At 37.0% G+C, this 26,444-nt stretch carries 20 protein-coding genes; 7 read left to right on the top strand and 13 right to left on the bottom strand.

What is annotated here, in order from left to right; translation table 11 throughout:
* Nucleotides 1-50: 50 nt before the first annotated feature.
* Nucleotides 51-1,811: an ankyrin repeat domain-containing protein gene (locus H7A25_06580; protein MCP5499551.1), complete on the top strand. Its 1,761-nt coding sequence runs from the start codon at nt 51-53 to the stop codon at nt 1,809-1,811.
* Nucleotides 1,812-1,883: 72 nt separating this feature from the next.
* Entirely contained in the window at nt 1,884-2,162 is a 279-nt protein-coding gene (locus tag H7A25_06575) for a hypothetical protein (GenBank protein ID MCP5499550.1), read from the top strand.
* Between the two features lie 118 nt (nt 2,163-2,280).
* Here the strand turns inward: H7A25_06575 and H7A25_06570 are convergent, their stop codons facing one another.
* On the bottom strand, nt 2,281-3,981 hold the full coding sequence (locus H7A25_06570; protein ID MCP5499549.1) for a CZB domain-containing protein: 1,701 nt from the start codon (nt 3,979-3,981) through the stop codon (nt 2,281-2,283).
* Between the two features lie 8 nt (nt 3,982-3,989).
* The gene (locus H7A25_06565; protein ID MCP5499548.1) at nt 3,990-5,252 is read right to left on the bottom strand and encodes an amidohydrolase family protein; all 1,263 of its coding nucleotides are present in this window, start codon (nt 5,250-5,252) and stop codon (nt 3,990-3,992) included.
* A 119-nt stretch (nt 5,253-5,371) separates the two neighbouring features.
* Between H7A25_06565 and H7A25_06560 the strand changes: the two genes are divergently transcribed.
* Together H7A25_06560 and H7A25_06555 are read left to right on the top strand one after the other, a co-directional pair.
* Nucleotides 5,372-10,939: an alpha-2-macroglobulin gene (locus tag H7A25_06560; protein ID MCP5499547.1), complete on the top strand. Its 5,568-nt coding sequence runs from the start codon at nt 5,372-5,374 to the stop codon at nt 10,937-10,939.
* A 92-nt stretch (nt 10,940-11,031) separates the two neighbouring features.
* Nucleotides 11,032-11,571: a hypothetical protein gene (locus H7A25_06555; GenBank protein ID MCP5499546.1), complete on the top strand. Its 540-nt coding sequence runs from the start codon at nt 11,032-11,034 to the stop codon at nt 11,569-11,571.
* On the opposite strand, the gene H7A25_06550 is transcribed toward H7A25_06555, so the two are convergent.
* The 7 genes from H7A25_06550 to H7A25_06520 form a co-directional block, all read right to left on the bottom strand.
* On the bottom strand, nt 11,564-12,004 hold the full coding sequence (locus H7A25_06550) for a hypothetical protein (GenBank protein ID MCP5499545.1): 441 nt from the start codon (nt 12,002-12,004) through the stop codon (nt 11,564-11,566). The genes H7A25_06555 and H7A25_06550 overlap by 8 nt on opposite strands.
* A gap of 16 nt (nt 12,005-12,020) precedes the next feature.
* Nucleotides 12,021-13,133 (bottom strand): class I SAM-dependent RNA methyltransferase, encoded by a 1,113-nt coding sequence (locus H7A25_06545; protein MCP5499544.1) that lies wholly within the window; start codon nt 13,131-13,133, stop codon nt 12,021-12,023.
* Nucleotides 13,126-14,106 carry a tryptophan--tRNA ligase gene (trpS, locus tag H7A25_06540; protein MCP5499543.1) on the bottom strand — a complete coding sequence of 327 codons (981 nt, stop codon included), beginning with the start codon at nt 14,104-14,106 and terminating at the stop codon, nt 13,126-13,128. The genes H7A25_06545 and trpS overlap by 8 nt, the downstream gene beginning before the upstream one ends.
* Nucleotides 14,103-15,956, bottom strand: a complete 1,854-nt coding sequence (locus H7A25_06535) for a hypothetical protein (GenBank protein MCP5499542.1) — start codon at nt 15,954-15,956, stop codon at nt 14,103-14,105. Before H7A25_06535 ends, trpS begins: the two co-directional genes overlap by 4 nt.
* A 2-nt stretch (nt 15,957-15,958) precedes the next feature.
* Complete coding sequence (locus H7A25_06530; GenBank protein MCP5499541.1) at nt 15,959-16,435, bottom strand: outer membrane lipoprotein carrier protein LolA; 477 nt, start codon at nt 16,433-16,435, stop codon at nt 15,959-15,961.
* 147 nt (nt 16,436-16,582) lie between these two features.
* On the bottom strand, nt 16,583-17,542 hold the full coding sequence (locus H7A25_06525) for an electron transfer flavoprotein subunit alpha/FixB family protein (GenBank protein ID MCP5499540.1): 960 nt from the start codon (nt 17,540-17,542) through the stop codon (nt 16,583-16,585).
* A 22-nt stretch (nt 17,543-17,564) separates the two neighbouring features.
* Nucleotides 17,565-18,326 carry an electron transfer flavoprotein subunit beta/FixA family protein gene (locus tag H7A25_06520; protein ID MCP5499539.1) on the bottom strand — a complete coding sequence of 254 codons (762 nt, stop codon included), beginning with the start codon at nt 18,324-18,326 and terminating at the stop codon, nt 17,565-17,567.
* A 122-nt stretch (nt 18,327-18,448) separates the two neighbouring features.
* On the opposite strand from H7A25_06520, the gene H7A25_06515 reads away from it, so the two are divergent.
* The 3 genes from H7A25_06515 (at nt 18,449) to H7A25_06505 (ending at nt 23,183) form a co-directional block, all read left to right on the top strand.
* Nucleotides 18,449-19,189 carry a hypothetical protein gene (locus H7A25_06515; protein ID MCP5499538.1) on the top strand — a complete coding sequence of 247 codons (741 nt, stop codon included), beginning with the start codon at nt 18,449-18,451 and terminating at the stop codon, nt 19,187-19,189.
* Between the two features lie 133 nt (nt 19,190-19,322).
* Nucleotides 19,323-20,429 carry a helix-turn-helix transcriptional regulator gene (locus H7A25_06510; protein MCP5499537.1) on the top strand — a complete coding sequence of 369 codons (1,107 nt, stop codon included), beginning with the start codon at nt 19,323-19,325 and terminating at the stop codon, nt 20,427-20,429.
* 69 nt (nt 20,430-20,498) lie between these two features.
* The gene (locus tag H7A25_06505) at nt 20,499-23,183 is read left to right on the top strand and encodes a putative Ig domain-containing protein (protein MCP5499536.1); all 2,685 of its coding nucleotides are present in this window, start codon (nt 20,499-20,501) and stop codon (nt 23,181-23,183) included.
* A 113-nt stretch (nt 23,184-23,296) separates the two neighbouring features.
* Here H7A25_06505 and fliN read toward each other — a convergent pair whose 3' ends face one another.
* The 4 genes from fliN to H7A25_06485 form a co-directional block, all read right to left on the bottom strand.
* Nucleotides 23,297-24,403, bottom strand: coding sequence for a flagellar motor switch protein FliN (fliN, locus tag H7A25_06500; protein ID MCP5499535.1), 1,107 nt, complete (start codon nt 24,401-24,403; stop codon nt 23,297-23,299).
* Nucleotides 24,404-24,556: 153 nt separating this feature from the next.
* Nucleotides 24,557-25,012: a hypothetical protein gene (locus H7A25_06495; protein ID MCP5499534.1), complete on the bottom strand. Its 456-nt coding sequence runs from the start codon at nt 25,010-25,012 to the stop codon at nt 24,557-24,559.
* 163 nt (nt 25,013-25,175) lie between these two features.
* On the bottom strand, nt 25,176-25,766 hold the full coding sequence (locus H7A25_06490) for a YceI family protein (GenBank protein MCP5499533.1): 591 nt from the start codon (nt 25,764-25,766) through the stop codon (nt 25,176-25,178).
* 1 nt (nt 25,767) lies between these two features.
* On the bottom strand, nt 25,768-26,367 hold the full coding sequence (locus tag H7A25_06485; GenBank protein MCP5499532.1) for a YceI family protein: 600 nt from the start codon (nt 26,365-26,367) through the stop codon (nt 25,768-25,770).
* Between the last annotated feature and the right edge of the window lie 77 nt (nt 26,368-26,444).

The following is a 26,444-nucleotide window of genomic DNA, read 5'->3' as shown; positions in this document are numbered from 1 at the left end:
TAAATATTCATTGCTATTTTTAATACTGCTTAATTCTAATGGTATTTCGTATGTTAATGAAAAACAAATTTATACTTCTAATCCTTCTCGGACTATCTTTTCTTTTGAATGGTTGTATGAGCGTTATTGTGTTGCAGAATTATTCTCCAACTCCTAATGATTATTCCTTAATCTATAAAGGTGCCAGAGAAGGCTTAACTATTGGTTTTTCCCCAACACCCTCCTACCACTATTACGGCCCTCCCACTTTCTTTTATCTATTTGATGTCCCTTTTAGTTTTATATTAGATACAATCTTACTTCCCTATTCCGGAACAAAAACTTTATATTACAGATACAAATTCAACAAAAATCAGGATTTATTCAAACTAATCAGAAATAATGATCTTAAAAAACTACAGGCTCTGTTACCCTCAAAAAGAGACATCAACTCCAAGGATTATGAAGGGAATACCCTACTTATGGAAGCTTCCAAAATAGGAGCCGTAGATATAATTAAATTCCTCCTTGAAAAAGGTGTAGATATTTCTACTCCGGATGCGAATGGCAAGACGGCCTTTTCTCTAACTTTAAGTGATACCAGTAATTATGAGGCTTATAAAACCTTCCTCTCCTTTGATGAGAAACTAATAAGTTATAATGATTATGCCTTTTTATTTGAAGCTATCGGACTCAGAAAGATAGAAGTTGTAAAAGACTTACTGACTCGAATTCCCAATATCGAGAAAATTAAAAACCAGACAGGACAGAGTGTCCTGCTATATGCGGTTCAAGCAAATACAGATGGGGAAATAGTTCATCTACTATTAGAGAAAAAATTTAACTTATCAGACAGAGACGATGATGGATTTGGCTTACTCCACTATGCAGTACAAAATAGCGATCTGGCTATGGTATCTTATTTTGCAAAAAACAAGGTAGATATAAATTCCGTAACCAAAAGTAAGGAAACTCCCCTTTCCCTGGCCCTGCAAAACGAGGATGAAGAAAAAAGAAAAATTGCCGCATTTCTTCTCGATAATACTGCAAACATCAATTACAAAAATGCTGATGGACAAAGCCTCTTACATCTAAGTGCACAATTTGGCTATCTTGATATAGTAAAAAAAATTATTCAGAAAAAAGCTGATGTTAATGCAAAAGCAGCAAATGGTTCTACACCCTTAATGCTTGCTCTATATGCACAAAAAAGCAATGTGGTAGATTACCTGAAAGATTTATCCGACCTAAATGTAATCGATGAAAAAGATTCAGGTTTGATTCATTATGGAGCTGAGTATGGAACTGCAAAATTTATTCAATTTTTGATTTCAAAAAAAGTTGATATTAATGCTCGAACAAAATGGGGACAAACAGCTATATTTCTGGCATTGAATAGTTATACAGAATACGGTCCGGAAATAGTTAAATTACTGATTCAGAATAAAGCAGATGCAACATACAAAGACGATTCGGGATGGGAAATGATTCACCATGCCGCCCATCATGGGAATGCAGATTTACTTCGTTATTTAATTTCTCAAGGGATCGATCTTCATAAAAAAGAGCCTGAAAATGAAACTCCCATTATCCTGGCGTTTAAACAAAAACATTGGAAGGCAGTTACAGTTCTGGCTCAGAATGGAGGAGATATTAATAGTATAGATAAAGAGGGTAAGAATGCACTCTGGTATGCAGTCGAAGATAATAACCCGGAAGCAGTAAAAGAACTGGTAGACTTAAAAATAGATGTTCACAGTTCTAAAAGTAAGGACGCCTACAGTCTGGCTAAAAAATATAAGTATTCGGATCTTTACAAATACTTTCAATAAGCTCTCGCCTAAAAGGAAAGCAGGAGTTCTAATTGCTTAACAAAACTTTGCAAATACTTAAACTTTGTTTCTATGTCAGATAAGTTACTCAGGCCATTTGACCCCGAAGAACTTTTGGGTGGAAGAAACTGGGCTTTCTTCGAGGGAAAGCTCATCTTTTTTGATGAGGCTTCACAGCAATTCCTCATGGCCGAGATACTGGAAGGAAATAACTATAACTTCGAGGATTATTTGAGCCTGCCGGAAGGTGCACCCTTCCAACTGATAGAGGGAGAACTTACTTTTATGGCAGCATCGGAAAAACAGGGAAGGTTCAATCCAAAGCCATTGAAGGTTTCTCCCTTGATGTAAGCGAGATTTTTTAAGCTCTCCGGGAAGACGAGCCTTCGGAGTGTCGCCTGCAATTCTCATTGTCTTTCGAAAGAGCAGGTGAGCAAACGCTTTCTGTTAATTTATATATGTCTAATGTTTAAATTATGTTCTCATTTTCTAATACATTATTCATTCGTTCTAAAAGAATTAAAAGTTCTTTAGAAATAGTCTCCAGTTCTTTCATTTGCCTTTTTGCCAGGTCTATATCTGAATTCTTAATGCTTAAAACAGCTGCTTTTGCAACTGCGTGTAAATCTTTATGATGTTTCTCAAATTCTCTTGCAGTATCTGTAGTTTTATTTATCTGCAATTTATTATACCAGACACCCAGTCGACAGGTATTACTATCTGCTATATTATTCGGATCTAATATTTCAAAACCCATCATATAATTATATATTTTCCACTTCCAAAGTAAATGATCCATTTTGGCAAGCTGTAAATATCTCTGAAACCGAATATTTGTATTTTGAGGAAGAATGGATAAACGAAATTCATCCAACAAACAACTCAATCTATAAATAGAAGCCCCTGTATCTTTTGAGACTTTTTTCAGAGTATCTGCCAATGTATTTATCTCGGAAGCGTCATTCGTAACTTTCCTGGACAATTCTAATTGCTGGGTTAATGTTTTCGAAATCCCCTCGTTTGCATTTAGCATAGATCGCGTGATGTCCAAAACTCCATGAACTGCTTTGCTGGAATTAGATACTGAATTTCGATTTTCCTGAAGTGATTTTAAAGAAATACTCCCCTGTTTGGTAATTTCATCGGACTCTTCAAGAAGCTCATTAATTTCATTGTACATTTTCTGTACTGAATTTTGAATTTGCTCTGCCATCTTCTGAATTTCTTCAGCAACCACAGAAAAACCTTTCCCGTAATCTCCGGCTCTTTCCGCTTCTATACTGGCATTTAAAGCTAATAAATTTGTCCTCTTGGAAATCGAAGTAATAAGTTTTACGAGTTTAGAAATATTTTGTAGCTTAATGTTAAAGGTCTGGAATGCTTTTATATTCTCTTCGATTAATTCCGTTGAGTTCTGAAATTCCCGTATAGACTTATTCACTTCTTTTTCACTTTTATAAATAACTGTTTCACTCTCCTCTGCTTTTGCAGTAATAATTTCTGCATGACTATTAATATCCCGGATACCAGAATTAAGAGTCTCAATAGAGAAATGGATACTATGAATCTTTTGATCCTGCTCATCTGAAAAATGAACCAGATCCTGTATGGTATCCAGACCGGTCACATATTCTAATATCTCTGATGCTTTTTCCAGGTTAAGTCCGAAAAATATATCATAATAGTATTCTACTACCAGTTGCATATCCAGAGAAAAACGTTTATTTAAGGCATTCATATAGAGTATAAACTTGTTTCCGGATTTGACGTATTTATAAAGATACTTTAATAAACTCTCTCTTAATACTTCATAAGAACCTAAATAGAAATCTATGGGAAGATTAATTTCATAGTGCTTTCTGGCAATTCTGGAAATATATTGTATATATTCTTTATCTAAAGTTTTTCTATGAATAGAATTTAAGTATTGTACAAAAGTAAATTCTAATTTAGCAATAGATGAATTTTTTTCGATAATTCTCTTAGCTTTTTCAGTTTTTAAAATTTTAGTATAAAAGTTCTTAACTATCTCTTCCTTTCTCATATCTACAAAGGGCTTTAGTTCATTTAGTAACTTTAAATCCTTTTCTGTAAAATCTAAAAAATCCGCTTTCGTCCTCACGAATTCCAGACTGTAAATATCTCTATCACTCTCTTTTTTAAAAAACATGTTTTCCCTCAATTTCTTAGCTTAAAAAGATTCATTGCATTTTCATAATAAAGTTTTTTTAATACTTCCTCTTCAAGACCGATTCCGTGTATCTTCCAAAATCCTTTTCTGGGTTTATGTGACGGAAAATAGTCAAAATATTCATCCTTTGTTTCCAGAAATCGAGTATAAATTTCCAACTTCTTTCTATCCGGAGGACCATCTGTTCCAAAAAGAATCCTGTCCTGATACTTTGTAAAGAATCTCCGGCTCGTATAGGGTTGCCTTCCGAGTTCATCAATTCTTGCCGCTATATCCACATATACATTGGGAAAATTATCCAGTAAGAAAGAAACTTCTTCCAAATTGTGCCCGGATGCAGCCATGTGTACGGCAATAAATCGTAAGCCGGGATGCCTTTTAAATAAGGCATTTCTTTCCTGAATTACAGTTTCTCTTGAAGGGAAATCAGTCCCGGTAAAGGACCACTCAGGCCTTCGTATCAATTCCGGATAACGTTCGTTTGTTTCATCTATAGGCAGGAAAAAACTGGGAGGATCTACCGTATGAATGGCTACAATCAGTTTTTCTTTTTCACATTCCTCAAATAAAGGCTTTAAGGATGGTTCATCGATATGCAAGCGATTTCCATTGAGATCTTTTAAATTAAGACCAAAATTTTTCCAGAGCTTAATCCCCTTAGCTCCATTTTTTATATCTGCCCTCAGGTCAGAGAGCATAAGAGAAACATAATTTTTCTCTTTCTTTTTTAAATGTTCCCAGTTAAAACCAGCAAAAAAGAACATTCTATTATCCTTATATTCATTTTGTAAGTTTAAGAACTCCTCTCCTGTTTGAAAATTCAAATTAGCAAAGCCCTGTATATTGAGTTCATCCAATTGCTTGAAAAACTTTTCAGGCTCAGTTTTGAAAAATTTACCCAGATGCCCGTGTGCCTCGAATACAGGATATTTAGCCAGTTTATTCAATCTTTTATCCCGGTTATCGAGCATAGACACCGGCTCAAAAGAGCTTAAAAGGAGATCGTTCTGAAAAGAGGGTATTTTCCCGGGTGGTTCAAATCCCAGTAGATAATAAGCTACGAACCTGAGACGAATTCGAAAACTAGAACTCTGGTATAAAACTAAAAAAATATTGAGTATAAGGGATAGTATAAGAGCCTGTCTGAAAATGAAGCAGCAGGCTCTTACAGCTTGCTTCTCTTTTATAGATAAGTCTATTTTAAGACACGCTGTAAGAAAAACTTTCAGAATCCCGGGTTTTCTCTCCATGAAAATATACTATAGAGCTTAAGTTTCCTGTCTATAAGAATTCAATTCGTTTCTTTAAAATTCTGATTTACAAAACCAAGTATAAACAATTAACTTGAGCTTATTATTACGGGGGATTTATGAAATTTCACTTAAGAGTTTTACTTTTTTTATTTGCTTTGCTTCCATTTTCCATATACTCAGCTCCGGGCCTCAGCCTGTTTTCTCCAACAGGGGAAGTAAAAGATATTCAGCAGGTCAAAGTTATTTTTTCAGAACCGGTTGTTGCTTTTGGAGATCCATCCGCAAATACTGATATTTTTCAAATTTCCTGTTCTGCAAAAGGTAAAGCACGCTGGGCAGATGAAAGAACTTACCTTTACGAATTTGAAAGCAAACTTGGCTCTGGACACGAATGCACTTTTACCTTAAAAGATTTTCCTACAGCTTCCGGTCATACCATTCGCGGAGGAAAGAAATATTCGTTTTCCACAGGAGGACCGCAGGTTTTATATACATCTCCCTACATTGGCTCTGATGTTTCCGAAGATCAAATCTTCTTATTACAAGTAGATGGTCCTGTAGATATGCCTTCTCTTGAAAATCATATTAATTTTATAGTAGAAGGTATTGCAAGTCCTATAGATACCCAAATCCTTTCTCCTGAAGATATACCTGAAATCATTAAAGCTAATTATGGTAAAAATATACCGGAAAATTTAGTTATCGTCAAAGCTAACAGGACCTTTCCCAGCGGAAAAAAAGTAAGCCTTATCTGGCAATCAGGTATTCGATCCGTTTCGGGAGTTTCGTCTACTTCAAGGCAAGTTTTAAATTACAAAACAAGGGATGATTTTACAGCAAGCATACATTGTTCTTATGCATCTAAAAAAGGTGATTGTATTCCACTCCTACCGATTACTCTATCATTCTCATCTCCTATATCTATAGAAGATGCCTTAAAAATAAAATTTCAAACCGGTTCTAAAATCTGGAAATCCGATCTTGACTTAAAAGCCGAAAAACCTACATCTGTAACAGAGATCAATTTTTCAGGCCCTTTTCCGGAGGAAACCAATTTTACCTTAAGTATTCCGGCTTCTATTAAAGATGATGCGGGTAGAATTTTAAAGAACTCTTCAGACTTTCCCAGGTCTGTGAAAATTTCCTCCTTTCCCCCTTTAGCCAAATTTTCTGCAAAATTCGGTATACTTGAACTGAATGCAAATCCCGTACTTCCCGTTACGGTTCGAAACATTGAAGAAAAAGTAAAACTCAGACTCCTACAGCTAAACCCCCTGAATTCTAAAAGTTTTGGACCTTTAGAAGGAAAAAAGGTAGGAGTGAAACCGGAGAATATAGTTTTCTGGCTTCAAAAATTATATTCCTCAAAGATAAGCCGCTCCGTGTTTAAAGATATAAAGCAGGGCAAGAAGTTTCTCTTACCACGAAAGAACGGTATTAATGCTTTTGAAGTAGTGGGAATACCTCTTAAAAAGCCCGGCTTTTATGTACTTGAACTTACCAGTCCGGCTCTGGGTGTGCATGTAAATAAAACCGGTAAAAGTGCTTATGTTGCAACTTCCGCTCTCGTGACCAATATGGCGGTCCATTTAAAAAAAGGTACTGAGAATAGCCTCGTTTGGGTCACAAGTCTTGATAAAGGTGAAGGCATTGCAGGAGCTACAGTTGAAGTGCGAAACTGTGAAAATAAGGTTTTGATACAGGCCCGAACAAATGAAGAAGGAATTGCTATATTTTCTTCAAAGAATATTAAAGAACCGAAATACTGTTCTTATAAAAACTATGCGAATGGCCTTTTAGTTTCAGCAAGCAAAGGAAACGATTTCTCATTTGTTCATTCTTCCTGGGAAGATGGAATTGAAAACTGGAGGTTCAACCTCTCTTCCGGAGAAATAGATAACAAGGAAATATATCATTCAATCCTGGATCGAAGCTTATTACGAGCCGGAGAAGAACTTCATATAAAGAATCTGGTTCGTTTACACACCGGAAAAGGAATGCGTTATCCGAAACTTGATACAGTACCGGAATTAATGGAAATCGAACATATAGGTTCCGGTCAAAAATTTCGCTTTTCTTTAAAATGGGAGACAAATAGAACGGCTGATGCCAGTTGGAAAATTCCTAAAGATGCAAAATTGGGTGAATACCAAATCTATCTTATGTATCCTAAGGATAAAAATAACTCTTATGAAAGGAAATATAGTACAGAAAGCTTTAGAGTAGAGGAGTTTAGAATTCCCCTAATGAAGGCTGATGTAAAGGTTCCAACGGAAAAAATAGTTTCAAAAACAAATTTTCCTGTGAACCTGAGCATTTCTTACCTTTCAGGTGGAGGAGCCGGAAATCTTCCTGTAAAATTTAAGTATTTTGTTAAAGATGATTATTATACAAGCTTTCCTGATTATGCAGATTTCTCCTTTGATTCAGAAAAAATTATCCCGGGAAGATTCCGTACAGATAGAGCTGAAAATGAAGATGAATTAAAAATTGAGAAGATTCAACAAATCAAACTTGATGAGACCGGTGGAAAAACTATTACAATCAGTGGTTTGCCCACAAAAGATACACCCTATAACGTTTTGACCGAGTTAGAATTTGCAGATCCAAATGGAGAAATCCAAACCGTAAGTAAAAGAATACCGGTTTATCCAACAGAATACGTTATTGGGATTAAACAGGATAGTTGGATTGCTTCCAAAGATAAGTTGAAAATTATTTCCCTGGTTTTAGATCTAAGGGGTAAGCCGGTTCGCGGACAGAAAGTTAATGTGGATATGTATTCCCGGAAGTATTTCTCACACAGAAAAAGACTCGTAGGTGGTTTCTATTCCTATGAAAGCTATAGGGAAATAAAAAAATTAGGAGAGTTTTGCTCCGGTCAGACAGATGAAAAAGGAATGCTTATCTGTGAAGGTAAAACAACGGAAGAAGGGAATATTCTCTTTTCCGCAAATACTATTTCAAGCTCAGGAAAAGAAGCACGTTCAAATACAGAGATTTGGATAGAATCTCCTAATTCCTGGTATGCGGGCAGCGACCATGACAGGGCTGATTTAATTCCTGTAAGAAAAAAATATGAAACTGGTGAAGAAGCTGAATTTCAGTTTAGAATCCCCTTTTCAGAAGCGAGGGTACTGGTTACCGTGGAAAGAGAGGGGATCCTTGACTCTTACATACAAAATGTGAAAGGACGTAATCCGAGCATTCGTATTCCTATAAAAAACAACTATTCGCCAAATGTTTTTGTTTCGGCTATGGCAGTCAGGGGTCGTGTAGGAGGCATACGTCCTACAGCTCTTATTGACCTGGGAAAACCATCCTATAAATTAGGAATTGCTGAAATAAAAGTTGGTTGGAAGCCACATGAATTAGAGGTGAAAGTAGAACCTGATAAAGAAGTTTACGGGGTAAGAGAAAAAGCAAATATTCGAGTAAAAGTATCTCCTTTAATACAATCAAAACTTCCGAAAAATACGGAACTCATTGTGGCTGTAGTGGATGAAGGATTATTAGAATTAAAGAATAACACATCATGGAACGTATTAGAAAAAATGATGGGAACCAGAGGTAATACAGTGCAAACCTCAACTGCCCAAATGCAGGTTGTAGGTAGACGACACTTCGGACTAAAAGCTATTAAGCAGGGAGGTGGAGGAGGTACCCAAAATACCAGGGAATTATTCGATACTCTTCTTTACTGGAAAACCGGTATTAAACCAAATCCATCAGGTGAAGCTGAATTTAGCTTCATCACCAATGATTCTCTTACCTCATTTCGAGTAGTCGTCATGGCTATCGGAGGTTCTTCATTATACGGTAAGGGGCATACGAAGATTCGTAGTACCAGAGACCTCATGTTATTCTCCGGTATTCCGCCCATTATTCGAGAAGGAGACATTTTTCCAGCAACCTTTACCCTGCGGAATGCCGGTAAGGAACCTTTAAGCGGAAATATAAGTATCCAGCTTCAGGATGCATTTAAAGGTTTACAACAGGATAAATTTTCTCTGCAAGCCGGGGAAGCGAAAGAATTCTCCTGGAAGATAAAAATTCCAAGGGGAAAAGAAAAAGCTAGTTACTTAGTAACAGCCAAAAGTGAAAATGGAAAAACAGACACAATTCGGGTATCACAAAAAATATTACCTTATTTAAAACCCACTGTCAGACAGGCAAGCATCGTACAATTAGAAAACACTTATAACCTTCCGGTAGAAAAACCGGAAGGAGCTGAAGAAGGAAAAGGTGGTCTTCGAATTATTTACTCGCGCTCTTTACTCCGCAGTCTATCAGGTGTAAAAGAATACATGAGAGACTACCCCTACTCCTGTTTTGAACAGGAAGTTTCCAAAGCGATAAGTCTTCGTTCAAAAGACCATTGGGAAAGAATCATGGCTAAAGCACCGGCTTATCTTGATTCGGAAGGTTTTATAAAATACTTTCCATCCCTCTCTTTCGGTAGTCCGATTTTAACCTCCTACGTACTTTCTATTGCAAAAGAAGCAGCATACCCGATTCCTCCTGAAGTCTTCAGTCGCATGACCTATGCTTTGCAGGGTTTTATAACAGGTTCTATCCATAGAAATTCGGTCTTATCCACACCGGATCTCAGTATTCGTAAAATAGCAGCCATTGAAGCCCTGAGTCGTTATGGCCTTGCAAAAAAAGAATACCTGGAACCTCTTGATGTAATACACAACCTACTTCCGACATCTGCTTTAATCGACTTATGGAATATTTATAATCGCTTACAGGTTACCCATAAACCGATGCTAATGGATAAAGTAGAAACTATTCTCAGGGCAAGGCTGGATATGCAGGGTACCGTAATGAGCTTCAGTACAGCAAAAACAGATAACCTATACTGGCTTATGGTTTCCTCCGACGTAAATGCAACCCGCTTACTTCTAAGCTTGTTGGAAATGAACACATGGAAACGAGACATTCCAAGGCTTGTAAGAGGAATCGTTTCACGACAAAAACGCGGAGCCTGGGATTTAACTGTTGCAAATGCCTGGGGAGTTCTTGCACTGGAAAAATTTGCAGCCAAATTTGAAAAGGAAAAAGTAACAGGTTACAGTATAACGTCTTATGCCGGAAAAAATAAAAAAATGCCCTGGTCAAAAGTTCGCTCAGCAGCCAGACATGATTTCCCCTGGTCTTCATCAAAAATGAATCTTACTATAAAACACGATGGAAAGGGTAAGCCCTGGGTAAATATTCAAAGCCGGGCAGCTATCGCATTGAAAAAACCCTTTTCAGCGGGCTATAGCATTACGAAGCAACTCATTCCTGTTGAGGTAAAAAACAAAGGAAAATACAGCAAAGGAGATGTGTGGAAAATTCGTCTTATAATCAAGGCAAACTCAGCTAAAGCCTGGGTAGTCTTAAACGATCCGATTCCTTCCGGTTCAACCATTCTGGGCTCGGGACTGGGTAGAGATTCAGAAAGTTTAAGCTCGGATAATAATAAAAGTTGGAGCTTATATTCTGCATTCACAGAAAGAAGGATGGATGCTTACAGAGAGTATTTTACCTATGTCCCGGAAGGAACCCACAATATTGAGTATACAGTCCGACTCAATCAGGATGGAAAATTTATGTTACCACCATCCAGAATTGAAGCCATGTATTTTCCGGAAATGTTTGGAGAGTTTCCCAATGGAGAATTTAACATAGAGTAATTATATTTTAACGAAAGCAACAGGAACATCCAAAAAATTATTGAATTTTTATGAGAATCCTGTATGCTTTCGGTCTGTAAAAAGGAGTAAACATGGAAAAACAAAATTTATTTGCGGGTTTAAAAGGAAGTGTTCAGATAGACCACATGCTGCGTTCTCTATACCAGCAAACCAGTCATTTCAGTTCAATGGCAGACCATAAAGCTAACATCATCTTAGGCGCTTCTTTTTTAATCTTCACTTTAACCCTCAATATGCTACAAAAAGGCGAATATTCTTATAGTCTAATAGCTCTCACATTTTTCTCGATAATATCTTCCTTTTTTGCGATCATAGCAACTATGCCTTCCATACAATATGGAAAAGATTCTTCCTTCAAACCGAATGAAATAAATCCTCTATTTTTCGGTTCCTTTCACCGTATAAACCAGGACGAGTATTTGAAACTTATGTCTGAGTTTTTGCGTTCCGAAGAAAAAATGTATGAAGCTATGGTTAAAGATATATACAATAGTGGTCTCGTACTTCAAAGAAAGAAATTTTTTTATTTAGGAATTAGCTATAGAATTTTTATGGCAGGTCTGATTCTGTCTTTCATTGGTTCTATGTTAGAATACATAACACTCAAGTAAATATTAATTCTACAAGTACCGGGCTTAATCTTACATAAAATACATGCAGTTTTTCTAAAATAAGACCGAAAACCGCCCAGATAGGAAAGTAGTCCCAGCGGATATATTCATTAATCGCAAACCGGCTATAAGAATAATCCCAGGGACAGGAACCGGAAACTTTCTTAATTAAAAAACCGCTAATAAACTCGATTCCTGTAATTCCTAAAGACCAGATAATAAATCGAAGTATTATAGGAAAATTTAAAATAAGCTCATGAACCGGTTCAAATAAAAAAACAGCCGAACCATAGACAAAAAACATCCAGAGATACGTTTTTCCTGTCAAATTCCAGTCTTTCTTATGGTAACTATCGATAATAGCTGTATATACAAGCTCCACACACCAACCGGTAAGACCATATAAGACAAAGCGAACAAAGACTTCCTTCATAGCTGATAGAAAAAGCTTAAGATTTTTCTAATACTATAAGGCATTCAAAGTGTTGTGTTCTGGGAAAAAAGTCAAATAAGAGACAGTCTTTCACTTTATATGTTTTGCTTTCAATTAGAGGCCTTATATCCCTGCTAAGAGTAGCATAATTACAGCTCGAATAAATAAGGGTTTTGGGTTTAAATTTCAGGATCGTTTCAACTATCAACTTGTCCAAACCTGCACGTGGTGGGTTCATTATATAGACATCTCGTTTGGCATCCTGCTCTTTTATTTCTCTATGGTATAAATCAATTTTAGTAAAATCTATATTACTAATTTTATTAGCCTCAGCATTAATGTAAGAGTATTTTACACTATTCTCATCCAGTTCATATCCACGTAGAGATTTTATCTTGTCCGCAATATACAAGCCGATTAGACCGCAACCACTGAATAATTCTAAAACCGCAGCGGATACCGGAACGAAAGATTTTATTTTATCTAACCAGCCCGGAATTAAAAAACGGTTTACTTGGAAAAAACCATTTGCAGGCACACGAACCGATATATTTCCATATTTATATTGAGATTCTTTTTTAGCGTAATTTATGATTCCCTTATCATCTAAACGAAGTTTATATTCGGTGATTTTCTCCTGTCTTTTGGCATAAAACTTATTAAGTTCAACAGGAAGATTTTTACAACCCAGTTCTCTGATGTTTACGAGTTGATTGGTATTATACCTATAAAAACCAATGGCAGGATAATCCACTTTAAGTTGAGCATTATTACGATAGCCCTCGGGTTCTGCACTTATAATTTCAGTAGGCCTGAGACCCGTTTGTTCAATAAAAAGTTGTTTCTTGATTTCTTTTTCTTCCGTGTAGGAAATATGTCGATATGCACAGCCTCCACAGTCAAGAAAAACAGGACAGTCAGATTCAATACGTTTATCAGATGTTTCTAATACTTTTTTAACAACTGCCTGCTTGAATTTTTTTGAGTTATAAATTAATTTAGCGAGAACTTTTTCCCCCGGAATAGCCCCGGAAAGAAAATAGGTTTCCCCTTTATAAAAAGCAAGGCAATAACCATTATGGACCCATTTTTCCGCTTTTAATTCAATAAGATTTTTGGGCTCAGGCATGCATATTACTTCGTTTTACTGAAAAATGATAGCGAACCTTATCCAGGATCGGTAAAGCTGCCTCTTTAGCTTTTTGTTTACCTTTATCTAATACTTCTTCTACATAATCGAGATTCTTAGAAAGGTCTTCTCTTTTTGCACGATACGGAGAAAAATACTCTATAATTTTTTCCAGTAGCTCTTTCTTTATATCCCCGTATCGTAAGCCGGGAGTTAAAAATCTATCCCGTAAAACAAGTTTTTCTTCTTTGTTTAAAAAAAGAGAAAATATAGCATAGATCACACTTTTGTCCGGATCCTTGGCTTCATCAATCCCGGCAGAATCACTAATAATCGACATCACCGACTTTTTCAAAGCCTTTTCAGAATCAAAAATATTGATTGTATTGCCGTAGGATTTTGACATCTTCTGTCCATCGGTTCCGGGTACAATAGCTGTATCTTCATCGATTTCGGCTTCCGGAACAACAAAAACTTCGCCAAACTCAGAATTAAACTTTTCTGCGATATCCCTGGTAATTTCAAGATGTTGTTTTTGATCTTTCCCAACCGGTACTCGCTCTGAACCATATAAAAGAATATCCGAAGCCATAAGTATAGGATACAAAAAAAGACCCGCAGTTGGATTAATTCCTTTAGCCACCTTATCCTTGTAGGAATGTGCTAAGGAAAGTTGATTTACAGTCATATAACGACTTAAATACCAGGTTAGCTCTGTAACTTCCGGAACATCGGATTGGATCCAAAAAGTAGCTTTGTCCGGATTCATGCCCAGGGCTAAAAAATCCAGAACCGCATCATAAGTATTTTCCTCCAAACTTTTCCTTCCGGAAAAAGTTGTGAGTGAATGAAGGTTAGCAATAAAGCAAAATAAATCCGAAGACTCCTGGTAGGCGATCATCTTTTTCATCGCAGCAAAATAATTGCCGAGATGAAGTTTTCCTGAAGGTTGAATACCGGTTAAGATTCTCATTCAGCCTCCACTTTTAATTGAAAATCCTGACCGGTTAGACGTTTATAATCCACATACATTTTCTTTAACTCTTCTTCAATTTTCTTATGAGCGGTCAACTGCCCGGTAATTGTTCTATCTTTAAAAATTACAGAATAGTTAAATAGTAAGCGGGTTAATTCTGTAAATAGATCTAATACCGTATAGGCATTCACCCTATTTTGACTGACAATTTTAGATTCATAATAGGGGATAAATCTCGGACCAATTTTCAAATCGTCTATCGGTTTTTCTTTAGTGAGCAAAACTTTATCATTTAGTCCGTTAACTTTCTCTAAGCGATCTGCTTCCCTGTGATTTAGAAGAATGACATTTAATTTCTTAGCAAACTTTGAAAACAATTCACCGGCATCGGTTAGAATTTTCAAAAGCTGCATCTCAATTTGATCCTGTGAGCCTTTTTGAATCCCCTGGGAAAAATCCTGAAAGGTATACTGAAAACTACTAAATTTTCTCTGAAAAGCTTCTACAGCCCTCAGGAAAGAATTTATTTTATCAAGTTCTGAAAAGAATAAATTATTCTGAATGATCAATACTTCATGAACCTGAACGTCTTCTACTTTTATGTAACCTTCAATAAGAACAAAATAAATGCTCTGTAAATCCCGACATAATAGCTGTAGAAGCCTATGAGGATTCGTCTTGTAAGTAGACCTCATTGTTTCTATTTGACCTTCTGCATAGTAACGACTCACATAATCATCTATAAGGGTCGCAAGAAAATCAAAACTCACTTTTCCCGAATCAGTTAGTTTGAAAAAGTCATTTCGAATTTGGTTTAGTTCTTCTAAAATTAATAGCCTTTCTTTTATCTCATTGCTTAACTTACTAACCTGAAGCTCTATTTGCTTGGATATTTCGGCAGAAGCAATAAACTTAAACTCATCTACCGGAGCTACCTTTAGCATTTTCTCAATTTCAGGCCAGGTCACAAGTTTTTTCTTCATTACTATATAAAAGGCACAGATACAATCAGTAAGACTCGGCCTTCCATTTTCCAGACTCAGGGCATAGTTCAAACCATGCAGAATTTGGTTTCTTCTTATTTTTAACTTATCTTCCTGATCAACAAATTCCATCACATTTTTAATGATTATATCTTTGGAATCCGGTCTGGACAAAAGTCGAACGTAATACATCTGCATCTTTGTTGAACGACCCAGGAAAACCTCAGCGGAAATTTCATCTCGAAAAAGGGAGTCAAGGGAAATGAAAGAGTTGAAAAAGCGACCAAAATTCAGAACCACGTTATAAGTCAAGGGATTCCAGTATTTCCAACCCACCTGCTCGCAAAACTTCAAAGCCTGTATAGTAGAAAGAATTTGTTCTTCCCGTAAACCCCGGAAAAGCTTTTCCACATTTCTGGATATAGTTACTTTTCTCCCGAAAAGACCGATATCCAGTGCCTTCGATTCTTTAGCAAATCGATTTATGACACTGGCCCCTCCAAAAAGCATTTCTAAAAAACCAATTCCTCCGCCGCTTTTTTGCTCAGGAGTTTTTTTGTCTGAATCACCCGGATCTTTTTTAAGAGCTAAATTTCGCTCCTCTGATTCATCAAATTTATCCTGGATAATTTCTTCATTTAGACTTCTTTTTATCGAAGTTTCTTCAGGAGGATCTGCATCATCACCCTTTTTTCTTTCTCCCTCAAAATACTCTTCATCCAGTTTTTTAATGAGGTCGATCCGGATAAAAACATCATTGGAACGGGTGATAATCTCATCGACTTTCTTCTGGTGCTCCGGCGAGCGCTTCTTTCTATATAAGTTCGCAAATACTTTATGGGCATCGGTTCTGGAGGTTGTCATCATTACTCCTTCTGATTCAAAGGATTTTCCACTATCTGTGCACTCGATGGTGGATGGAAATTAAAAAGGTTAGAGGGCAAACCAATATTAGTAGCAGAAATAGATAAATTTATAGTTTTGGAGGACTCGGAACCTTTTCGTTTCATTCTAATTGACCGTATCAGATGATCAGGACTTACGACAACTACTATTTCACTATAAGCTTTCGTATTTGATTTTAGAGTCAAACGGTTTCCGGAAGATGTCACGCTTTCATAACCACTCAAAAGCCCGCTGATTCCACCGGTTCCTCCTCGCAAATCCTGTCTACCTGCTATCATTCTGGACGGAGAATAAACCCAAATTATATTTTTATTCGCAGAAATAATTCTACCATCCGAAAGTTTTACGTGAATATTATAGGGTCTCTGATAATATAACTCGCCGGTCAGGGTACCGTCAATGTTTATTCGGGCTTTCAGGCTCTGAAGTCCATTCATTTTCGCAATAACAGAGGATAAAAGTTCATTACCGGATTGGGCAGCAGTATATTGAAAAAATGAAAAAATTAAGTAAAATAGAAAACTAAAAAAAGATTTTAGGGCCATAATCCAAGATTACAGCCCTAAGATTTGAGGAAAAGTAATTTATCCCAGAACTTTTTTAAATTCTTTTGTAAGTTCAGGAACTACTTCAAATAGGTCAGCCACTACACCATAAGTAGCTACTTTAAAAATTGGGGCATCCGGGTCTTTGTTAATTGCCACGATGTATTTAGAAGATCCCATCCCTGCCATGTGCTGAATAGAACCGGAAATTCCGCAGGCAATATAACAATTCGGAGAAACTGTTTTTCCTGTTTGTCCTACCTGATGAGAGTGAGAAATCCATCCTGCATCCACAGCAGCACGAGAAGCTCCCATAGCTGCACCTACGATGTCACAGAGTTCCTGGAGCATCGGGAAGTTTTCAGGGCCTTTCATTCCACGACCACCGGAAACAATAATAGAAGCTTCAGCCAGTTGAACTTTACTTCCTGCTGCTGCATCTTTACTCAGAGACTTAGTTTTTACATCTCCGAAACCGGCAGAACTACTTTCTACAGTTCCGGCACCTTTACTGGAACCTACTTCCTGAGAATTCGGACGAACGGTGAAAAGCTGTAGATCGGTGGAACATTTAATGTTTGCATAGGCTTTTCCTGAGTATACAGGTTTTTTTGCTACAACTTTAGCACCATCTACTTTCAGTTCTACTACATCCGCAACGATAGCAGCTTTTGTTTTAGCAGCTACACGGGCAGAATAATCTCTTCCGTAACCGGTGTGCGGCATTAAAACAACGGAAGGTTTTTTTGCGTTAATTACTTCACTAATAAGGTTTGCATAACCTTCTGCTGAAAATTCAGAACCGGCTGCTGTGATAACAACATCCGCTCCAGCTTCAGCAAGTTCAGCGGCAAAACCAGCTGCATTATCACCGATTAAAAGCACTTCTACCTGTCCACCAAGAGAAGAAGCAATTTTCTTTCCGGCTGAGGTAATTTCTTTAGAAACTTTTTTTAAAGCTCCGTCTTTTATTTCTCCAACTACAAGTACATTAGCCATAATTATAAGTTCTCCTTCCTTCTTAGATAACCTTAGCTTCTTCTCTGAGGGCTTTTACAAGCTGAGCGGCAAAACCGGCTGCATCACCAGCTTCTAATTTTCTACCGGGAATACGCGGAGGTGGAGGCTCGAGTGAAACTACTTCTATGCTACCTGCACTCACACCAAGATCAGCAGGAGTTTTTACATCGATAGGCTTTTTCTTGGAAGCCATAATACCTTTTAGAGAAGGATATCTGGGTTCGTTTAGACCTTTCTGAGCGGTAAGTACTGCAGGCTTAGGACACTCAACCGTCTGGGTCCCACCTTCTATTTCCTGAGTAGCTTTGAATTTATCACCATCAATCTCTAATTTTATAGCGAGAGAAACATGTGGAATTCCGAGTTTCTCAGCTACCTGAACCGGTACCTGGGAACTATTTGTATCAATGGCCTGTCTTCCGGAAATAATAAGATCGGCGTTCTCAGCTTTTGCAAAATTTGCAATCAAGTCGGAAGTAAACATAGAGTCAAAAGTGTTGTATTCAGGTACGTTAATTTGCACTGCTTTATCAACGCCCATAGCATAGGCAGTTCTCAGTGCGTCTTTTACCCTATCCGGACCAACGGAAACCGCAATTACTTCCCCGCCATTCTTTTCTCTAATCTTAATGCCTTCTTCAATAGCAAACTCATCATAAGGAGAGATGATCCACTTTATACCAGCTTCGTTTATCTGTTTATCCCCTAATTTTAGATTTGCTTCTGTATCGGGGACTTGTTTTACAAGGACGATAACTTTCATTTAGCCTTTTGCTCCTTAAATTTCATGTTTAGACTTGCTCTATTTACTAAAAATAGAAAAGGTATCTAATGAAAAGTGTTTTTTTATCGGATTTTTTTGACCCTAAGAAGGAAATCATAAGAATGTATTTGAACAGACCCTCCTTAACTCTCCTATTTTCGCTTTATTTAGCCATTTCCATGCCCTTTCCTGTGTTTGCAGATTCTTACGAAGAAAAAGTCTTTATGATGATGAGAAAAATCAATAAGCATTCCCAGATACTCAATATGACTTTATCCCCCAATCGAAGCCTATTGGCGATTCTTCGTAGCTTAGAAAATGAGGTTTGGATTGATGTGGTATACACCTGGCCACTGATGAAAAAAGGTTATGAAAAAAGAAAACTTCGAATCGACCCCTTTCCAGGAACGATATTTTTAATGCACTGGGATAAAAAAGGACTCTTTTTCAAATCTGATAGGCTTTTGAGCATGAGAAATGCCTTTCATAACCGGGCAATCCTTGAACTGGCAGAAAGAGAAACCTTCGTGATGGACGTAAGAAACCATAGAATAAAACCCCTGGATAAAAGTCTAAAATATCCAATTTTTTACTATATCAAACTACTCAGTAGCAAACAGAAATGCAACCGACGCCTGGCTATTTCTGAACTGGTAAAGTTTTACCATATTGCCAGGATGAGAAAAAACGAAGCGAGCATTGACTTCGAAGCCGTTCAATCGGCCTTTCCTAAATCCTTTCAAAAAAGTAAGGCCCTATTACAGGAACTTTTACAAAATGCAAGTATAGAGGCGGTAAAAGAAGATCTGGAAAAGGGAAAAAAAATCATCGAGTATATAGAATTAGAAATGGAAAAAAATTAGAAACTAACTTACCGCCCGCTTATCAAGTGTTTTCCAGAATATAAAACCCTGACCCGGAGAAATTAACGAATTGCTTGAAATATAAAGCACTACTTCCTATAATTAATTCATACCAGAGGAGATATCTGCTTATATGGATTTTATAAATGAACTTATTATAGCCAATATTGCTTTATATTTCTTAATTATCGCTCTTCTGGTCTCTAACTACAAAGAAAGACAGGGCTGGTATTTGCTCGGTATTGTATCTATTCTGGCATCCTTTTCTATATTGGGCTTATCTTTTTTAACCTCCGGAAAACTACTTGTTTACTTTCCATTTTTGGTTTTTCCCATCTATTTTCTTCTCGGACCTCTAGTCTTTTTTTATACAAGATCTATCTTATATTTCAGAGAATTTCATCTTCATAAAGATAAAAAGGTTTTCATTCCTGTTATACTCATGTTTCTTATCCATCTGTTCATGTATTTCCTATTTGAAGAATTAAGGGATCCTCTAAGCATTAAAAAACAGGTAAAAGTTGTAAGAATTTATACCTATGCCCTGAGTTTTTTAAATGGTTGTTATAATCTTTCTTTTTATTCTTTATCTTTCAAATGGATAAAAAAGTACCAGTTTCATTACGATAAATTATTACCCCTTATTCGCTTTCATATTTTTTATCTTAAGATTATTATTTCAACACTATCTGTTTGGGCTCTTCTTGCGATCGGAATTTCAATTCTTGACATGTGGAAAAGAACTCCTTTATTTCCCATTAGCTCCCCGGGAGCAGGGATTACATTGTTTCTCAGTTATATTCTGGTTTTCTATTATATTAAAAAGCCATTCATTCCTTCTTCAGAGAAGAAAAGTCAGGCGAAATATGCGAAACAAAGCCTATCACCGGAAAAAAGAACGAGCTACCTCAAAAAATTAGAAATCTATTTAGAAAAAGAAAAGCTCTTTCTCGATGAAAATTTAACACTGGATATACTGGCAAAGCAATTAGATATATCTCCTTACCACCTGACTATGGTCATTAACATAGAAAAACAAATGAACTTCTTTAAGTATATAAATGATTGGCGAATCAGGGAAGCAAAGAAGTTACTCGAAAACCCAGAAAATAAAAATGATACAGTATTGAATATAGCCTTTCGCTGTGGGTTTAATTCAAAATCAACATTCAACCGCGTTTTCAAAGAAAGTTTTGGTCTTTCTCCTTCAGAATTTCGAAAAAAAAGTCCTAACTCATGAGCGAAGACGACAAAAACAGGAAAAGTGGTAAACTATAGATTAATTTAAAAGTTCATAGGAGCTTATGCTTTGAGAATTCTAATCTATTTTCCATTTTTTTTTCTTTTATCCTGTAAGATTACTTCTTCAGATGGGAAGGATTCTTTGATACGTCTTTTCTTTTTGCAAAATGATAATAAGCAAAAAGTATCTATGTCCATCAAGGGCAAGCTAAACGATGCAAATGGAAAACCTATCTCAAACTCTGTACTCATCCTGAACACAACAGGTATTTCCAGCAGTCTTTCCAAAAAGGGAAGGCAGAATTCAAATGATACTATTCGTTGCGTTGATTACTCTTTCAAAAAAAATTATCTACGATGTGTGAAAATCATTCAGCCGGATTTATTTGAGCAGAAGTCTTCAAATGCTTGCTATGAAGTTTATTATGGGAGTAGCACAAATAAAAAAATTCAGTCCATTGCAAAGCTGAACAATATTCGCTCAGGTCAATCTATTGTTTATTATTATAATAATGAGATCCAGGCCGAATCAGATAGATTCACGATTTTCTCCTGTACCGGAGACCTTCTTTCAGAAGGAATCATCACTGATAACACGATAGGAGGCCTAACAGACAGTAATGGAGAATATACAATAAATTTAAAAGCCGGAAAAATAAATACAATTTCGGTTAAAACTCCGATTAAAGATATGGGAGATATTAAAATTGATTTAAGCTCTAAAACAACCAAAGAATCTCTCGAAGAAATCAAAAATGATACTACGAAATTGGATATTACAATTCCTTCTAATATCCAAATAACTTATGAAGTAGCTACAATTACAGAAGATACAAGCACTCCTTCATCCGTAGACCAAAACCCTGATACTACCACAACTACAAACGATACTCAAGTGGATTCAAGCTCATTTATAAATTCCCTAATGGAAGAAATTAAAACAGAAATACTCCTCGGTATCGCCTACCCAAACACAAGTTATAATTTATCCCAGAATATTGCTGTAAGCATAAGTCCGACTTTAGTAGGAGCAATAACTACTTGTAGCGTATCTCCTGCTCTGCCCTCAGGCTTGAGTTTAAATACGACTAATTGCACTATAAGCGGAACTCCAGATACAATTACTGCGAGCCAAAATTATACAATTACAGCAGCAAATAGTTTCGGAAATATTAACACAATTCTTCCTATTACAATCAAAGATGGTGTCTGGATACAGGATGCCTATTTAAAAGCCAGCAATAATGACGCGAGTAATGGTTTTGGTTCCAGAGTTGCAATTGATGGTGATTATGCGGTAGTTGCAGTAAATTCTGAAGACAATAGCTCCACTACTATCAACAATACCGACAATGCCAGTTTTATAGATGACAACTCGGTTGCTGACTCGGGTGCTGTCTATGTATTTAAAAGAGATGCGACTACAGGTGATTGGATTCAGGATGCCTATTTAAAAACAACAAATGCTGAGGCTGTAGATAATTTTGGCTGGCAAGTTGCCATAAGTGGTGATTACATCATTGCTGGTGCACCCGATGAAGATAATGGCTCGACTTCTATCAACAATACCGACAATGGGAGTATTACCGATACCACATTTGTCAACGCTAGCGGTGCAGCCTATATCTTCAAAAGAGACTCTTCCGGCAACTGGATTCAGGATGCTTATTTAAAAGCTACCAATGCTGGACCCGTAGATAAATTTGGTACCGGTGTTACAATAAGTGGAAACTATGCAGCCGTGGGAGCATCCGGAGAAAGCAGCAATTTTACTTCCATAAATAATACAGATAATGCGAGTTTTACAGATGACGATTCAGCTGCAAGTGCCGGTGCTGTCTATGTGTTTAAAAGAGATTCGACCACAGGTGATTGGATTCTGGATGCTTATCTGAAAGCCTCCAACGCAGAAGCAAGCGATTCATTCGGCCAGAGACTTGCTATGAGTGGAGACTATTTAATCGTTGCTGCTATTACCGAAGACAATAGTTCAACTTCTATTAATAATGTAGACAACAGTAGTATTGCTGATGACAACGCAGCTACTGATTCCGGTGCAGCTTATATTTTTAAAAGAGATCCGACTACAGGTGATTGGATACAGGATGCCTACCTGAAAGGAAGTAATACAGCCGCCGGGGATAATTTCGCCAGTTCTGTTGCTATCAGTGGAAATTTCGCTATTGTCGGAGCCCGAACTGAAGATAGTAATTTTACAGGGATTAACAACACAGACAATGCCAGTTTCACAGATAACGACTTATCTACAGACTCCGGTGCTGCCTATATTTTTAAAAGAGATGAAACAACAGGAAACTGGATACAGGATGCCTATTTAAAACCCACCAACACAGGTGTCGGTGATAAATTTGGCGTAAACTCTATCTCTATCAGTGGTAATTATGCCGTAGTTTCTGCCTATTTAGAAGACAATGTATCTACGACTATCAATAATACTGATAATGCCAGTTTTACAGATGATGATTCGGCTACAGATGCCGGAGCGGTTTATGTTTTCAAAAGAAACGTGGTTACAGGAATCTGGACACAGGATGCTTACCTGAAAGCAACAAATACTAAAGCAGGGGATCAGTTCGGCCAAACTGTTTATATCAGTGGTAAATATATCATAGTCGGTAGTTCTCGTGAAGACAATAATTTGAATACAATCTATAACACAGATAATGCCAGTATTACTAATGATAACGCAGCTACTGATTCCGGTGCCGCTTATATTTTTAAATACCAATAGGGCTTTACCGAAATGTAAGGTACATAGTTTTTATGATTTCAGTCTTTTAAAAAACAGGGAAACAATAGGATAAAAGAAAGCGACTTCCTTTTGGACAGTCGCTTATTTTGTTTTTATTTGCCTTCGGTTTTGAGTCGGTCGGTTGGACTCACAATATCCGTTACCCGCACACCGAAGTTTTCATCGATTACCACAACCTCACCTTTAGCAATCAGTTTTCCATTCACAAGGAGGTCAACCGGCTCGCCGGCCAGTTTATCCAACTCGATAATAGAACCCTCTCCGAGACCCAGAATGTCTTTGATATACATCTTGGTTCTTCCGAGTTCCACTGTAAGGGACATCTGTACGTCCATAAGCAGGTTCAGGTTTCCTCCCTGCTGTGGAGCACCTGCTGTAGATAAAGAAGGGAAACCCACTCCCTTTATTGGAACCTGTTGCGCCTGAGACATTCCACTATAAGCAGAAGCTGCCGGATTATGCTGAATATTAATGCCTCCACCTCCCATATTATGAACTTCTTGGGCCTGTTGCTGGGTAACCTGGTGCTTTCGGGTTAATGCAAGAATATTTTCAGCAGTTGGAAGGCTTAAGAAAACATTCATTTTAAAAGTAGGCAGACCATCCACTTCCAGATTAAATATCATCTGAACAATCTGATTACCTTCCGGCATGGGTATGTCATTCGAGGAAGCTGCTATATTTGCATCATACGAAGAAACAGGAAGAATAATCCCAAGTTTCTGTTGTATAACACTATTTGCTGTATTCAAAACCGGTTCCATACAGCTTTTCAGGTCTTTCATTCGGCTTGCTACATCACCTTTTGCCATTCCCCCCATAAAAACACTGGCCAATTTGGAAGCATCATCAGCTGGCATCAATAAGGTAAACTTCCCGCTGACTTCCTGGGAAAGGAATTTGGCACTTACATAGGCGTTATTATTTCCGAGAGAACGAGTTAATTCCGCCGGCTTTTTTACCTGAACATCTATCGGAGAAAACCTGGATTGCTTGGATAAAAGCGAAGAAAGCGTTCCCGAACCCATCTGAAAGGCAGAATTATAGATATCAGCCAGTAGCTCTTTATCTACCGGAGACATAGGAGGTACAATTGTGCTACCGCCACCACCTCCACTTCCCGGATCAGCGAAAGGAGTATCATCGGCACCTGCCAATAGTGCATCTATCTCGTCTTGCGAAAGTGAGCCTTCACCCATAGCATTTAAACTCCAAATTAGATATTCTTCAGGATAATAAATCTAAGAAATTTGTCACCCGATTTTCCGGCCATAGTTTTTTCACGTACCGGTTCGCTATTTAGTATCGTCATTTATTGAAAAACCTTAAAACAAGAAGATAGGTTTCTTTCATTATCCGTATCCATAAGCGCTATGAATACAGCCTTTTTTTTCAGTTTTATTAAATAAAATACGAAAAAAATCAAAACCACCGGTTTCTTTCGGCCTATATTTTTCGGTTCTGTATTCCTCTATTAAATCGGGGGAAAAATCAGGGAGTTCTTCACATCCAACAGGTGAAGACTCCTTAGGAGGATAGGGTTTTACCATATCTGCTTTTCCCGGTAATAGCTTAAAGTTCCGAATCAACTTTTGGACTTCTTCTTCATTGATATCAATTAGGCAGGTGAAAATTCTGCTACCATCTAACATCCTACACTCGAGATTTTTAGTCGGAAGACCGGCCTGTTTCATGAAATTTGACATATCCGTTTCTGCCCCCCTCGCATTATAGTAATCAATAGCCCGAATACAGGAAAAAAGGAAGAATAGAGTTAAAATGAAGAGACTGTAGATTGATTTTTTCATCCTCAAAAACCTCAAAATTATGTTTCATCCAGAACAATTATCTATCGTTTGGGTTTATCCTTAAAAAACCGGAAGTTTTTCTTTAATTAAAAGAGAGTCAGCTAAGAACAGAAGGAATTCGGCCCTATGTGTAAGGTATATACTTATTTCTAATCAAAAATCCCTACTTACACGCTTTTGTAAATTTAGCAATTACTTTAAAATCTACAAGAGGCCAGAGATAACTCAAACCATCCTTACCTTTATGGGTATCTGTACAGGCAATGTTTAGCTTATGAAGAGCTTTTTGAGCATTCCATTCCGTGAGATCCAAAGTTCCGCTTACTTCCAGTTGGTCTTCTCCGATAATCGAATATTTAACCGGGGTCTTGATTTTCTTCTTATTCATACTCAAAACTAATTGGGCTGAGTCTGAATAAATATTTCGAAATGTTCCATAAATCTTTTTTCGTCCTTTCAGGTTTCCGAAGAAATGGCGAAGAATCACTCGATCCCTGGTTTTATTCATTGTATTAATGCTCGCCGGGTCAATAGCAAAAACAATTCCACCAACCGTTTTCATAATGGACTCAGAAGGTCTCAGATTTTTTACTTTAAACCGGCTAAATGTACCATCAACCCCTATTTTCTCTGTAAATTTATAAGCCGTCCACTGTAGATGCGAGTTATATCTATCAAAAAAGAATTTACATTCTTTTGAAAACAAAGGCTGAAGGCTAAAAAACAGGATATAGAAGCTGAAAAAGTATCTCATATTATTCACATTTTTTTTGAAAAGTTGAAACTACTTTGATTTCTACATCCGGCCAGAGTTTTGAAATTCCATCTGTTCCGGTATGTAGATCTTTACAAATCGCATTTAATGAATCAAGTGCTTCTTTTGCATTCCAATCTAAAAGGTTGATTTTGGTTTTTAGGCTTACCCTGGTCTCATTTTCTATACTGTATTCAAGTGGTATTGTTTTTTCTTCATTATTGATTTTCAATACTAAATCAGCTTTGTTTAAGCCGACATTTTGAAATTTACCTTCTAAGGTTTCTCCCTTAAGAAGTTTTGCAAAAAAGTATTTTACAAGCTTTGCATCACGTTCCGGAAGCTTGGTATCAACACCGGAGGTTTTAATGGAAAATGTTAAATCGGTCACCGATTCTTCTATAGTTTTACCTGCTTTCAAGCCCTTTACATCTACATCTTTAAAACTTCCTTTCACACCCAGCATCTGGGTAAATTTATAGGCAGTCCATTCGAGATTAGTAGTTTTAGGTTCGTAAATAAAGGAACAGGTTTTCGTAGAAGGCTTACAATAAGAAAGCAAAAAGACAAGAAATAGAAAAAAAGCAATTTTTTTAAACAAAATTATCCTCCGAAATGAATCTTTCACTCATACTCTCTTTCCCTCTTTGCCCTGTCAAGAAGAGATTCGGATAATTA

It is taken from the genome of Leptospiraceae bacterium (assembly GCA_024233835.1).
In the GTDB taxonomy this organism is placed as follows: domain Bacteria; phylum Spirochaetota; class Leptospiria; order Leptospirales; family Leptospiraceae; genus JACKPC01.
The sequence above is the reverse complement of the archived record's forward strand: the minus strand, read 5'-3'. Positions and strand labels throughout refer to the sequence as shown.

What these genes read in the sequence shown, in the direction of transcription:
- trpS (MCP5499543.1), bottom strand. Translation starts at nt 14,106, where the DNA reads ATGAGAATCTTAACCGGTATTCAACCTTCAGGAAAACTTCATCTCGGC.
- H7A25_06545 (MCP5499544.1), bottom strand. Translation starts at nt 13,133, where the DNA reads ATGCCTGAGCCCAAAAATCTTATTGAATTAAAAGCGGAAAAATGGGTC.
- H7A25_06510 (MCP5499537.1), top strand. Translation starts at nt 19,323, where the DNA reads ATGGATTTTATAAATGAACTTATTATAGCCAATATTGCTTTATATTTC.
- H7A25_06490 (MCP5499533.1), bottom strand. Translation starts at nt 25,766, where the DNA reads ATGAGATACTTTTTCAGCTTCTATATCCTGTTTTTTAGCCTTCAGCCT.
- H7A25_06550 (MCP5499545.1), bottom strand. Translation starts at nt 12,004, where the DNA reads ATGAAGGAAGTCTTTGTTCGCTTTGTCTTATATGGTCTTACCGGTTGG.
- H7A25_06520 (MCP5499539.1), bottom strand. Translation starts at nt 18,326, where the DNA reads ATGAAAGTTATCGTCCTTGTAAAACAAGTCCCCGATACAGAAGCAAAT.
- H7A25_06555 (MCP5499546.1), top strand. Translation starts at nt 11,032, where the DNA reads ATGGAAAAACAAAATTTATTTGCGGGTTTAAAAGGAAGTGTTCAGATA.
- H7A25_06535 (MCP5499542.1), bottom strand. Translation starts at nt 15,956, where the DNA reads ATGACAACCTCCAGAACCGATGCCCATAAAGTATTTGCGAACTTATAT.
- fliN (MCP5499535.1), bottom strand. Translation starts at nt 24,403, where the DNA reads ATGGGTGAAGGCTCACTTTCGCAAGACGAGATAGATGCACTATTGGCA.
- H7A25_06570 (MCP5499549.1), bottom strand. Translation starts at nt 3,981, where the DNA reads ATGTTTTTTAAAAAAGAGAGTGATAGAGATATTTACAGTCTGGAATTC.
- H7A25_06495 (MCP5499534.1), bottom strand. Translation starts at nt 25,012, where the DNA reads ATGAAAAAATCAATCTACAGTCTCTTCATTTTAACTCTATTCTTCCTT.
- H7A25_06565 (MCP5499548.1), bottom strand. Translation starts at nt 5,252, where the DNA reads ATGGAGAGAAAACCCGGGATTCTGAAAGTTTTTCTTACAGCGTGTCTT.
- H7A25_06575 (MCP5499550.1), top strand. Translation starts at nt 1,884, where the DNA reads ATGTCAGATAAGTTACTCAGGCCATTTGACCCCGAAGAACTTTTGGGT.
- H7A25_06515 (MCP5499538.1), top strand. Translation starts at nt 18,449, where the DNA reads ATGTATTTGAACAGACCCTCCTTAACTCTCCTATTTTCGCTTTATTTA.
- H7A25_06530 (MCP5499541.1), bottom strand. Translation starts at nt 16,435, where the DNA reads ATGAATGGACTTCAGAGCCTGAAAGCCCGAATAAACATTGACGGTACC.
- H7A25_06560 (MCP5499547.1), top strand. Translation starts at nt 5,372, where the DNA reads ATGAAATTTCACTTAAGAGTTTTACTTTTTTTATTTGCTTTGCTTCCA.
- H7A25_06525 (MCP5499540.1), bottom strand. Translation starts at nt 17,542, where the DNA reads ATGGCTAATGTACTTGTAGTTGGAGAAATAAAAGACGGAGCTTTAAAA.
- H7A25_06580 (MCP5499551.1), top strand. Translation starts at nt 51, where the DNA reads ATGTTAATGAAAAACAAATTTATACTTCTAATCCTTCTCGGACTATCT.